Below are 13,136 nucleotides of genomic sequence, written 5' to 3' on the forward strand. Positions count from 1 at the left end.
TTATATCAATCAATTCAGTCGTCGAAGAGTATAGCGCGGAGTGGTAGTTCAGTTGGTTAGAATACCGGCCTGTCACGCCGGGGGTCGCGGGTTCGAGTCCCGTCCACTCCGCCAATTTACTTTTCAGATTTATTACTTCCTCTTTTAAATACCTGCTATTTCTCCTGAGCTTTTTATTTCAGTCAATGCTAGTTAACTTGAATCTATTCGACTGATAATCAAAGTCTTATCTACTGGTAATATTAAATTACTGATCTACAGTTGAATATACCGTTAGTGTAGATTCAATAACTCTTGACATAACTCTGTTTCATTTTGAACTACCTACCGAAAAATTTTGTAGGGAGTGTTACAGGGTGATCCGCAAACTGTTACCACGGGTAATGCGAGTAGTTATCACGTGTTTATTGGTTATTTATCCTGCCTTAAGTGGCAGTACTCCACTTAAAAGCGTAGAACTTGACTTGTATTGGCAGCATCAATTCACTTTCGCTGGGTTTTATGCCGCAAAGGAGAAAGGTTTCTATCGTGCTGCTGGTCTTGATGTTAAGTTTAATGAGGCAAGTGGTACCAATGGCCTATTGAAACGGGTGCTTTCAGGAAAATCTCAGTTTGGTGTTTATGGCAGTGAACTAGTTGAACATTTTCATAAAGGCGCAGATATTCGGCTGCTTGCTAACTTCTTTAAGCAATCTCCTTTGGTACTCATCACTCAACCTAACATTGACAACTTAAAGCAATTAGAAGGAAAGAGTGTTGCTGTAATGCTAGAGTCTGCGCTGAAGGACGGCAATATCGGAGTAATGCTAAGACGGCACCAAGTCGATATTTCTTCTATCAATATTGTTCATTCAAACAATGTTATTGAACGATTTAGCCAAGGCGAACTTACAGCCTTTATTGCCCATTCGACAAATGAACCATTTTATCTTGAGCGGGATAAACTTAAGTACAAGCTGTTTAGCCCCAACCAATACGGAATAGTCACTAATAACCTCAATTTGTTTACGTCCTTAGCATTTGAACGCGAGAATCATCAGCTTGTAAATGACTTTGTCGAAGCAAGTATTAAAGGCTGGCAATATGCGTTAACTCATGGTGATGAAATGATTGGGATTATTATGGATAAATATAATACCCAGCATAAGTCGGAACAGGCGCTTCGGTATGAATATCATGCAGTCAAAGCACAATTTTTGGCTAATATGTATCCTGTCGGTCAAATTGATTCCGCACAATTGAAGTCGATGTCTGAGATGATGATGTCAACAGGCAGCATTGAGCGACTTAGGCCATTAAAGCAATACATTTTTCAAAATGGACATGCAGTTACAAAAGCCGATAAAGCGGGTGATAAACACTTTTTAGCCATACTTAGTGAAAAAGAACGCCAGTTCCTCCTTGATAAAGCCTCTATTACAGTCCAACACGAAGACAGCTACCCACCTTTTCACTATATAGATAATAGTAAACCAACAGGGTTACTCGTGGAATATTTAGCATTAATCTCTGAGCTACTAGGTGTTGAAGTTGAATACGTGGTTGGCTATAGGTGGTTGGAATATTTAGAGAAATTAAAAAATAAAGAAATTGATATGATGGCTAATGTTGTCAAAACAAAAGAACGAGACAAGCATTTTCTTTTCACTTCTCCGTTTATACAAACATTCTCTTCCATTGTTTCTCATGATTCGCAAAAGTTAAGTTCGTTGGAGCAACTATCGTTTAAAAAGGTTGGTATTTTTAAAGGCTATTTTTTAGAAAAATATTTGAAGTCTTACTATCCGGACATTCAATTTGTCTATATTGCCGAGCAACTTGACGCATTATTTCGTGTTTCTAACGGGCAACTGGACGCGTTTATCGGTGATCTTCCTTCGAGTAATTATTTAATTAAAAAAACGTTACTAACCAACCTAAATACCTCGGTTATTGCAAACACTACCCACTTACCTGAAAACCACAGTAGCTTGGCCACCCATAAAGATAACATCATATTACATAGTATTTTAGACAAAGCGGTTAACTATATCCCCGAGTACAAAATGCTGTCTTTACAAAGTAAATGGTTCAATTTCAATGACAACCAAACGGTAAAAACCTTAACGTTAAGTGACGCTGAAAACATTTTTATCACCGAACATCCAGAAATAACGTTAGGAGTTACTGGTGAGCAATTTCCTCTGTTATATGCAACGACATCTGGCGAATATAAAGGAGCTACCAAAGATTTATTGGATGAGATAACTAGATTGACCGGCCTCCGCTTTACGTTTGAATCATACGATATATCTACATTGGAAAAGGTCGTTAACGCTAAAGTGATTGATGGCTTTGCCATATCACTAGCAACTCACGCTAGAGCGAGTTATTTGAATTTCACCGACTCCTATTTAAAACAACGCCTAGCTGTTTATGTGAAAGATGGTAATCCTCATCAGATTTATACCAAAGAGGATTTGTTGAATAAAAAGGTTGTTGTCTCTAGATCGACGCCAGCGCTGATTAAATACATTGAAACTTTCCCTAATAGCGAAGTTATTTATGTTGATACTTTAGAAGAAGTCATTATCACACTTGCTTCTGATAGAGCTGATTATACATTGTACTCAGAATCTCTCTCTAGTCTTGCGTCACGTGAAGGGATTGATTACATCGACGTAGCCTTTTTGACGGAGCTTTCCGCCGCTTTGGTATTTTCTTTAAGAAAAGATTGGCCAGAGCTTACTTCTATAGTGAATAAAGCACTAGATGTGATACCCAATAGTAAAAAAATTTCACTGTTCAGCCGTTGGTTCGGTGGTAGCAACAGCACTCAATTGCACACGCCTGATATTGAATTTCCAGCAGAACTCGCCACATATCTAAAATCCAAAGATGAGCTTACTTACTGTATTGTACCTGCAAGAAAGCAAATATTCTTTGTTGATGATGAAGGTCATTATAAGGGGTTTTCTGCCGATTTAATCACCCTATTAACTAACAAAATCGGCATTTCCTTTCGTCCAATAATAGCTAAAACATGGGCAAACTCTTTAGTACTCCTAAGAGAGGGAAAATGTGACTTAACACCAATAATTGTAAAAACGCCGAGTAGAGAGGAGTTTTTGGACTTTACATCGACCTATGGTCGAGAATATGCGGTATTAGTTACTCTTGAAGATACTGGGTTTGAGCCAGGTTTGAGTACTATGAAACAAAAGACCGTAGGGGTAGAAGCTTCCCATGCCTTTCAAGAACTCATTTCATTGAACAACCCAGAATTGAATATTCAAAGTGTTATCAATATAGAAGAAGGGTTGAAACAAGTAAAAAGTGGTGAAATTTTTGGGTTAGTTGCTTCTCCTGAGGCGATCAATGCTTTGTCGCGTCAAGACATAATGAAAGGCTTAAAAATTTCGGGTAGTTTTGACTTTGAAGTGGAATATGCCGTTGGTGTAAGTAAACAAGCCAGTCCTTTGGCCAATGTTATTCAACTAGCTTTAGATAGTATTCCTCCAGAAGAAATTGATACCTTGGCCAATAAATGGTTTGTGGTGAACCATGAACAAGAAATTGACTATCAATTAGTGATAAAAATTGTTGTAGTTTTTGTTTTTCTATTATGTGCCGTCTTGTATTGGAATCGTAAGCTAAGACATTTAAATGAGGAGTTAATTGTTGCTAGAGAACAAGCTGAACAAACTAATAAAGAATTGGAATTCGTTCAGTATGCTGTTGATAATGCAGGGGATATGGCATTCTGGATTGATGCTAGCGATGCCAAAATTTGTTATGCCAATGAAGCGGCGTGTCATTCACTTGGGTATAGCAGGGAAGTACTCGAACAACTTGATGTGTTCGCGTTTAATCCTGATTTAACGTCCGAAGAATGGCAATCATTTCTTAATATATTAAAAGACGGCACACCAACGGAGTTAAGGGTTAAACATCGAACCAATGATGGAAGAGAATATGATGCGGAGGTTACCTCAAGGTACATAAAACATTGTGGTGAAGAGCGCATTATTTCTTTCGCACGAGACATCAGTTCACGCGTTAAAGCAGAGCATGCCTTACAAGAGGCAAGAACAATCGCTGAAGAAGCAAGCATTGCAAAGAGCTCATTTCTCGCCAACATGAGCCATGAAATTAGGACGCCGATGAATGCAATTATTGGTATGTCACACTTAACTTTAGAAACAGAGCTCAATTTGGATCAAAACCGTTTCGTTAGGAACATTGAAAGCTCAGCAAAGTCTTTATTAAATATTATCAATGACATACTTGATTTCTCAAAAATTGAAGCAGGGAAACTTAACTTAGAAAAAATTGAATTTGATTTAGTTGAAATCGTAGATGAAGTGATTTCGATGATGGAGTACCACGCTACGCTAAAAAATCTCGAAATATTTTCTTCTTATGAGGCGACGGTTGGTCGATTTTTCATCGGTGATCCTTTGCGTATTTCTCAAGTTTTGACGAATTTGATCAGTAACGCGATCAAATTTACTGAGCAAGGGGAAATCGTCATTGCGGTAAAACGCGTAGACAACGACAAGCTGAGTTTTGCTGTTAAGGACACTGGCATTGGCATGAGCACCGAACAAGCAGGTAAGTTGTTTCAATCATTTTCGCAAGCGGACGACAGCACAACAAGACGTTATGGGGGGACGGGGCTTGGCTTAGCGATATCAAAACAATTAGTGGAGCTTATGGGAGGTCATATCCATGTTGAGTCGCAAATTGGTGCGGGAAGTGTGTTTTATTTTGAAATTGAGTTGGCAAGAGCAATAGATAACCTGACTGAAGCTAAGTTTGCAGAAAAACAGGTGTTAATTGTTGATGATGATGAGACGAGCCAAATAATATTAGTGAGCCAACTCGAAGAGTTTAGTTTAAATGTTGATGTAGCGTGCAGTGGTGAAGAAGCATTGAAGTTATTGGAACAAAACACTCAAACATATGATGTTGTATTGATGGACTGGAACATGCCAGAGCTTGACGGTATAGAGACAACATTGAGGTTAAATCAGTTGTATAACGCAGATAACATGCTTATTGATAAGCAACCACCCGTTGTCATTATGGTCAGTGTACATCGTCAAGAATACATCATTAGATCTGCTAAAACTGCCGGTATCGATGTATTTCTTCAAAAGCCGGTCGACCCCTCCACCTTATTTGATGTGTTAGTTAAAGTATTAATGAAGCAGCAAAAAAATATTAAAAGGCCTACAAGCAGTCAAGAGCTGGTGCAAAATCTGAAAATCCAACTCACTTGCCTCGCTGGGAATCGAATATTGCTGGTTGAAGACAATCATGTCAATCAAGAAATTTTAATTGGTTTACTCAAAGGCAGTGGGATTGAAATAGATGTGGCAAATAATGGGGAAGAGGCATTAGATATGTTTTCCGTAGACAAATATGCTTTAGTTTTTATGGATCTGCAGATGCCGGTGATGGACGGCATTGAAGCGACAAAAGAGATCCGTAAACTAGATCAGGTGATACCGATAGTGGCGCTATCGGCCAATGTTATGCCGGAGCAAATTAAACAAACTAAAAGCGTAGGTATGAATGCACACCTTGGTAAACCGATTGATGTAGAAAAACTCTATCAAGCGTTACTTAGTTATATGCGTCCAATCGGAGAAAAGGGTATAGGTACAAATGCAAAAACTGTTTCCCAAAAAGTGCCACTGAATTTAGCGAGCAATGAATACAATAGCACCTTAAATAAGACTGAAGTTGATCGGAACGACCTATCTGATCTAAAACTTGTCGATACCACGTTGGGCAAGAATAACTTTTACGGAAATGCACAACTATATTTCAAAGTGCTTAGTAATTTTGCCGACAACTATAAAGAACTAGACTTTCAGTCGTTAAAGCGTGAAGAAAAAGAGCGAACCTTACATACAGTTAAAGGGTTAAGCGGCAATATTGGTGCTAAAACACTTTATCAAATTAGCCAGCAAGCTGAGCATGATATGTCGAAGGCAAATACTCAACGTTTCGTTGAGGTGCTAAATGAGGTGATTGTTGAAATTGGTAAAACAGTATCAACGACAGATCTTACAACCATTGAAACTGAAAAACCGAGAATATCTGCACGAGTTAAAGAAGATCTTTTTGCACAATTGCATGAAGCAGCAAAAAGTAAAAGACCTAAACAATGCTCTCCGATAATTGAGGAAATTGAACAATATAGCCTAAATAGAGGCGAACAGACGGCCTTTATGCAAGTCAAGACTTTAATTGGGCAGTATCAATTTAAAGAGGCTATTATTTTATTAACTGCGCTGGAGTCGTAGCATACCTTTTAAGAAAAGGAATTATCCAATGGAGAACACATCGCAAACAATCCTAGTGGTGGATGATACCAGTAGCAATATTGATATTCTGGTAGAGTTACTCGATGGCTATGATGTGCTTGTTGCTTTAGATGGTGAAACCGCTATTGAATTAGCAATAGAGGAGGACATTGACCTTATCTTGCTTGATATAGTAATGCCAGAGCTTGATGGCTATCAAACCTGCCTAAAATTAAAAGAAATCGAATCGTCAAAAGATGTGCCTATTATTTTTATCACAGGAAAAAATGACGAAGACTCCATTGAAAAAGCCTATGATTTTGGCGGAATAGACTACGTAACAAAGCCGTTCAAGCCGAAAGAGTTACTGGCACGCGTTAAAGCACAACTTAAAATAAGATGCCTTATTGAACACCTAGAACATTTATCATCATTCGATGTGATGACAGGTATTTTCAATCGCAGAAAATTCTTCGAGCAAGCGCAAGAAGGATTTGACAAAAAACCAAATAAATCATGTGCGATGATGCTAGATATCGATAAATTCAAGGACATTAATGATAGCTACGGTCATCCTTTTGGCGATCGCGTGATTCAAAAAGTGGCAGAGATAATGTCAACTAATGTGCCTGACGGCGCGATTTTAGGAAGATTAGGAGGAGAAGAGTTTGCGATTGTTTCTTATAACTTATCATGGGAGGACAATTGTTCCTTAGTGGAAACGATAAGAAAATTGATAGCTAAGGCAACTGTAAAACATGAATCAGGAAAAAAAATTCAATTTACCGTTAGTGCTGGTTTGGCAATGTACAAGCCAGCATTGAATAGTCTAGATGCACTTTTAAAACAGGCAGATGACGCCCTGTATCAGGCAAAAGAGGCGGGTCGAAACCAATCCATATTCACTTAAACAATACGCTTGAACTAACTATACAAATGAAGATTATTGTACAGTCTAATGAAAGTGAATATGATACTCCTCATAAACTGTGTAAACAACTGACTTATATAAGAAAAATAATTTATGAAAAATACGGATACAGTTGCTTGGTATAAGATCCCCGAGATGATCGTGGCGCTATCTGCCTTGTTAATCAGTATTGTTATGACAATAGTTGCTATATATTCAGCACACATTGATCGATCATATGCAAGAGCGTCTATGTGACCACGATTGGAGATTTTCAGAAGCCACAGCGCTAATAAATTTGAATACGGCGTAACAAACAGTGGTAATGGACCTGCCTTAGTTAAATTTGCTGTTGTCAAAAATAACGAAAAGGCCATTCAATACTGGCACGATATCCCAAATTTAGAGAATTTCACACAATCTTATATTAGCAACCGGACTATATCATCACAACGTACTGTTACACCGATACTTCATAGAGGAGACAATGCAGATACTTATCTGGCCGCCGATCAACTGGTTAGTATTGAACTATGATATTGCTCTATTTAAGATGAATGTAGGCTTGTTGATCGCCTAAATCAAGCTAAAACCGTTGAAAGCTGTCAAGTCAATGAGCAGAAGGTGTTTTTGCAATAGCCTTATTACGAGATGTGGGCATTGTAATTTACCTTCACTCTGTTGCTTTCTTTAGTGTGATTGTCTTATTTTTTTGGTTTTTCAGCGTGTGTCGTTATGGTGGCGGGTGTTTTTCGTCACCGACAATAAACAAATTAATGGATGATTTGCTTAAATGGAAAAGGAAAAGGGGAAGAAGATGATTGTTAAAAAGCTTAGAGCGAGAAATAACTGGTCTCAAGAACAGCTTGCGCAAATTACGGGTTTGAGTCTAAGAACCATTCAGCGTGTCGAAGCTGGGAACAAAGCATCCATCGAAACGTTAAAGTCACTAGCCTCTGTTTTTGAAGTGGATATTTCAAAATTAACGGAGGTGGTTATTTTGATAGACAAAGAGAGCCAACAATGGAAGTCAGAGCCATGGTGGATAAAGTTCTCTTTGCTAGGAATTAAAAAACGTTCTTATATGATAAAAATAGAATACTTAATGATTGCAATAGGTTGTATTTCATTGACCTTATTTGATGGAATGGAAATGACAGCAATAGTCGCTTTTTTTGGTGCCTATACAAATGCTAAATTGTTAGCCTATGTTGACAATAGACGCTTGTGGTAAACCCCTTGTCGCAGTGGTGAAGGCGTTAAATTTTCGCCTTAATATTTGGCTTTTAAATCCAAAATAAGTTGATCTTTCTTTAACCAAAGTTGATTGAGCCAACCTTGGAAGTTTGCTTTAAAATCCCTATCTTGAAAATAATCACCAATGACTTGCTCACTGACATCCAGTTGTTCTACGTGAACAACGACCTTTGTTAACTTTCCAGTAAGCATATCTTTCATGACATGCCCATCATTATCTGGGTATAAAATAGTAATATTTAAAATTTTATCAAACTGTTCACCTAATGTAGCTAAGGTAAATGCAATACCGCCAGCTTTAGGTGATAACAACGCACGGAAAGGACTTTGTTGTTGTTGATGCTTTTCAGGGGTTATTCTTGTTCCCTCAACAAAGTTAATGATAGTGGTAGGTTGTTCTCTAAAGTTTTGGCAAGACTTTCTAGTTGTCTCTATGTCTTGACCTTTTAGATGAGGGTTTTTGGCCAAAAACTCACTGCTATAACGTTTCATAAAAGGCATGTCCAACGCCCAGCAGGCCATACCAACAAAGGGTACTTTTTTTAAGCTATCTTTAAGAAAAAATTTAGGCTCAGAAATTCTATCGCGTGCAAAACACGTCAGTACAAATATATCTAACCAACTTTGGTGATTTGCAATGAGTAAGTACCATGAATTTTTATCGAGCTGCTCCGCGCCAATGATTTGCCATTGTACTTTGTTAAACAGTCTTACAACGAGCAAGTTGAGAAGCGGCCATAAACGGTAGGCCGCATGCATTGGCTTATATAGCAACTGATGCCAAGCTTTTATTGGAACAAGTAATTTTAAGATCCCCCCCATGAACACGAGCGAGCCACACAGTGTTACATTAATACAAAACAAAATAAAAGCCAGTGGCATCGTGATGAAACTGGGTAAAAAGGACAACATCTAAAAGCAGAACCTCAATAATTTAGCGAACAATAAAATTTGCGAAGTTGTATTTTAAAGACTTTTGCTAAAAGGTGTACTGTTATGTTTGTCACACATGTACGCTGAATTAATTTGCATTATCTATAAAAAGTTAATAAATCAGTGGTTTATGTGTTTTGTGTTGTCTCAGTAAGGCTAAGTGCTGTGGCTTTAATCAATCTGGGTATGGACATAAAAAAACCTGCAATAGCAGGTTTTTTTTGTCTTAGTTTACAACTTACGCTGCGTGTTCTTGACTTTGCTTGACTTGCTCAAGTAATGATTTATTTGCTGCTAAATCGGCGGGTTCAAAATCATCTACATCAATAGCGGCTTTCCTTCCTAGCTCAGCTCTTCGCAACAAACTTGCTTCATCTTCAGTGATCACATTGGCGTCTAAACCAATATCTGCAATCTCATTCAATCTAAAGAACGGTAGCTTTTCACCTACTGCTTGACAAACCTTGTCAAAAATTGGCTCTACCGCAATGATATCATCTAACGTTTGCTCTAATTGACCTACAATATTACCTTCTTCACGTGCTAAGTATTGTCCTTGCCCGATGCGGTTACGCGTTTCACTCGGAGTTTGTAAGATGCGCGCCACTTTATGGTCTGTTTTATCAGAAGGTTTAGTTAGCCATTTACCAAACGGCATGACGATAGCACGCAAGGTAAATCCAACAAGTTTGTTAGGGAAGTTGGTGATCAGCTCATCAATTGCTTGTTGGACTTTATATAAACAATCTTCTACGGCCCACTGCACAAGAGGAAAATCAGCCGTTTGACGACCTTCATCATTAAAGCGCTTTAACGTTGCTGAAGCTAAGTACAAATAGCTTAATACATCACCCAAACGCGCTGAAATACGCTCTTTTCGTTTTAAATCACCACCTAAAGATAGCATTGCAATGTCTGATAACATGGCAAGGTTAGTACTAAAGCGAGTCATCAATTGATAATAACGCTTAGTCCTATCTTGATATGGTGCATTTACTGCGCGGGCACCAGTTAATGACATCCAAAGGCTGCGTAAGATGTTGCTGGTAGCAAATCCAATATGACCGAATAGAGCATGGTCAAAGTCATTTAATGCTTGCTCGAAATTGCTGTTTCCAGCGGCTTCAAGCTCCGCTAATACGTAAGGGTGACATCGAATTGCCCCTTGACCGTATATAATCATACTACGAGTAAGGATGTTTGCACCTTCAACGGTGATTGCAACGGGGGCACCTTGATAGCCTCGAGCCAGATAGTTATTAGGCCCCATACAAATGCCTTTACCGCCGTGAATATCCATTGAATCACTAACACAGTCTCGCATTTTCTCCGTTAAATGATATTTAGCAATAGCAGATATTACAGAAGGTTTTTCGCCTAAATCAATGGCACCAGTAGACAAAGTCGTGACCGCATCCATTAAGTAGGCATTTCCCCCTATTCGCGCTAAGGCTTCTTCAATGCCTTCCATTTTACCAATAGGGAGTTTGAATTGACGGCGAATACGGCTGTATGCGCCTGTTGCCATTGCAACAGATTTAACACCTCCAGCACTGGTCGAAGGTAAAGTGATAGCACGTCCGACCGACAAACACTCTACTAGCATACGCCAGCCTTGACCGGCCATTTCAGGACCACCAATAATATAATCAAGCGGTACAAAAATGTCTTTACCTTGCGTTGGTCCATTTTGGAACGTGACATTTAGTGGGAAGTGACGTCGACCTACTTTAACCCCTTCTATATCTGTTGGGATCAAAGCACAAGTAATGCCTAAGTCTTTTTCATCACCTAATAATCCGTCTGGATCTTGCAGTTTAAACGCTAAACCAAGCACAGTGGCCACGGGAGCCAAAGTGATGTATCGTTTGTCCCATGTTAGGCGCATACCTAACACTTCTTTGCCTTCAAACTCGCCTTTACAGACAACACCGAAGTCAGGAATAGCTCCTGCATCTGAGCCCGCTTCAGGGTTAGTTAATGCAAAACATGGAATTTCATCACCAACAACTAAACGTGGCAAATAGTAGTCTTGTTGCTCTTTTGTACCGTAGTGCTGTAGTAGCTCACCAGGGCCCAAAGAGTTAGGCACACCAACGGTACTTGCCAATGTGCTGCCAGCAGTCGTTAACTTTTGTAAAACACGAGACTGGGCATACGCAGAGAACTCTAAACCACCATATTGCTTTTTGATGATCATCGCGAAGAACTTGTTATCTTTTAAAAACTGCCAAATCTCGGGAGCAAGATCGGCACGTTCATGGGTGGTGTCCCATTCATCGTGCATGCGACAAACTTCTTCAACTGGTCCGTCCAAAAAGGCTTGTTCTTCTGCACTTAATCGTGGTTTAGGAAAGTTATGTAGTTTTTTCCAATCAGGATTTCCGCGAAATAAATCAGCATCAAACCATGTCGTACCTGCATCAATAGCTTCTTTTTCGGTACGTGACATTTCTGGCATTATACCTTTGAACATTTTAAGCAAAGGTTTACTGACGTGTTCCTTTCTAAAGCTTGTCACATTTAATGGCGCGGCGATTAATGCAAATATTATCCATCCAGCGATAGATACCAATTGAAACACTGAGCCAATGACCATTAGAATAGTAAAACATGCAGTGTATGTAGAAAGTGAAGCTCTATGATAAGCCATGAACCAGCTGAGAGTAACAGCGCTGGCAACCCAAATTAACATTTCCATAATTGTCCTTTTGTATTCACGGTCACAAACCTATGAGGTCAGACCACTAGTTAAGGATAGATTAATGTGTTGAAGTAACATTTTCAAACACTTTTTAAGCAAGAGCATAATTGTTGTCATTTAATTAATTGTAGTAAATAACCTGTAAGGACGTAGTAAATGTGTGAATTGCTCGCGATGAGTGCCAATGTACCGACTGATATTTGTTTTAGTTTTAGTGGCTTAATGCAAAGGGGGGGGAATACAGGCCCTCATAAAGATGGCTGGGGTATTACTTTTTATGAAGGTAAGGGGTGTAGAAGTTTTAAAGATCCGATCCCAAGTGCTGAATCTAAAATTGCCACCTTTGTTACCGAATACCCGATCAAAAGTGAAGTTGTAATTTGCCATATCCGCCAAGCCAACTCCGGCAACGTTTGCCTTGAAAATACCCATCCATTTACTCGTCAAATGTGGGGAAAAAACTGGACCTATGCGCATAATGGGCAACTTGAAGGATTTAAACAGGCATTACCTGTTTCCGTGCATATTCCCGTAGGAACGACTGATAGTGAACATGCCTTTTGCTGGTTGCTTGATCAATTGCATTTTAAGTTTGGTAGTCAAGAGCCACCTACACAGGCACTATTTGAATTTGTCGCGCTTCAAGCCAGCAAGATTAATACATTGGGGGTATTTAATTTATTACTCACTGATGGCGATTACTTGTTTGCCTATTGCTCAAATAACTTGCATTGGATCACTCGAAAAGCACCGTTTGGTGAAGCGAGTTTAATTGACGCCGAAGTTGTAGTTGATTTTAAAGAAGTGACCACTAGCAATGATATTGTCACTGTTGTTGCAACACAACCATTAACTGACAATGAACAATGGCATAAAATGTCTCCTTCAGCTTGGCACTTGTTTAAACAAGGCCAGTCAATTGCTGCGAGTCGCTAAATATTATGCCTGCATTGATAGGATTGACCTGTAAGGTTACGAATTTGTATACGCTTTGTAACTAAGCGGTAATGACTGTCAATAGTATGAGCTAGATCAA

The 13,136-nt window shown here is 39.0% G+C and carries 7 protein-coding genes and 1 tRNA gene; 6 read left to right on the plus strand and 2 right to left on the minus strand.

The features are described from left to right. The first annotated feature begins 37 nt into the window (after positions 1–37). The 5 genes from QUE03_RS08580 to QUE03_RS08600 all read left to right on the plus strand — a co-directional run bounded on the left by QUE03_RS08580 (position 38) and on the right by QUE03_RS08600 (position 8,440). A tRNA-Asp gene (locus QUE03_RS08580) sits at positions 38–114 on the plus strand. Between the two features lie 242 nt (positions 115–356). After that, complete coding sequence (locus QUE03_RS08585) at positions 357–6,296, plus strand: transporter substrate-binding domain-containing protein (RefSeq protein ID WP_286267098.1); 5,940 nt, start codon at positions 357–359, stop codon at positions 6,294–6,296. 28 nt (positions 6,297–6,324) lie between these two features. Continuing rightward, entirely contained in the window at positions 6,325–7,206 is an 882-nt protein-coding gene (locus QUE03_RS08590) for a GGDEF domain-containing response regulator (RefSeq protein WP_286267100.1), read from the plus strand. 264 nt (positions 7,207–7,470) lie between these two features. Continuing rightward, entirely contained in the window at positions 7,471–7,743 is a 273-nt protein-coding gene (locus QUE03_RS08595) for a hypothetical protein (RefSeq protein WP_286267102.1), read from the plus strand. 256 nt (positions 7,744–7,999) lie between these two features. Then, entirely contained in the window at positions 8,000–8,440 is a 441-nt protein-coding gene (locus QUE03_RS08600; RefSeq protein WP_286267104.1) for a helix-turn-helix domain-containing protein, read from the plus strand. Positions 8,441–8,478: 38 nt separating this feature from the next. On the opposite strand, the gene yihG is transcribed toward QUE03_RS08600, so the two are convergent. After that, the gene (yihG, locus tag QUE03_RS08605) at positions 8,479–9,375 is read right to left on the minus strand and encodes a 1-acylglycerol-3-phosphate O-acyltransferase, YihG family (RefSeq protein ID WP_286267107.1); all 897 of its coding nucleotides are present in this window, start codon (positions 9,373–9,375) and stop codon (positions 8,479–8,481) included. A 259-nt stretch (positions 9,376–9,634) separates the two neighbouring features. Beyond that, the gene (gene fadE, locus QUE03_RS08610; protein WP_286267109.1) at positions 9,635–12,097 is read right to left on the minus strand and encodes an acyl-CoA dehydrogenase FadE; all 2,463 of its coding nucleotides are present in this window, start codon (positions 12,095–12,097) and stop codon (positions 9,635–9,637) included. Positions 12,098–12,256: 159 nt separating this feature from the next. Here fadE and QUE03_RS08615 point away from each other — a divergent pair, with 159 nt between their 5' ends. Beyond that, on the plus strand, positions 12,257–13,036 hold the full coding sequence (locus tag QUE03_RS08615) for a class II glutamine amidotransferase (protein ID WP_286267111.1): 780 nt from the start codon (positions 12,257–12,259) through the stop codon (positions 13,034–13,036). Positions 13,037–13,136 lie beyond the last annotated feature (100 nt).

Origin of the sequence: Thalassotalea atypica (assembly GCF_030295975.1) — a bacterium.
Classification (GTDB): domain Bacteria; phylum Pseudomonadota; class Gammaproteobacteria; order Enterobacterales; family Alteromonadaceae; genus Thalassotalea_F; species Thalassotalea_F atypica.

Excerpts from the sequence above, each read along its gene's own strand:
- QUE03_RS08590 (WP_286267100.1), top strand. The coding sequence starts at position 6,325 with ATGGAGAACACATCGCAAACAATCCTAGTGGTGGATGATACCAGTAGC.
- QUE03_RS08600 (WP_286267104.1), top strand. The coding sequence starts at position 8,000 with ATGGAAAAGGAAAAGGGGAAGAAGATGATTGTTAAAAAGCTTAGAGCG.
- yihG (WP_286267107.1), bottom strand. The coding sequence starts at position 9,375 with ATGTTGTCCTTTTTACCCAGTTTCATCACGATGCCACTGGCTTTTATT.
- fadE (WP_286267109.1), bottom strand. The coding sequence starts at position 12,097 with ATGGAAATGTTAATTTGGGTTGCCAGCGCTGTTACTCTCAGCTGGTTC.
- QUE03_RS08615 (WP_286267111.1), top strand. The coding sequence starts at position 12,257 with ATGTGTGAATTGCTCGCGATGAGTGCCAATGTACCGACTGATATTTGT.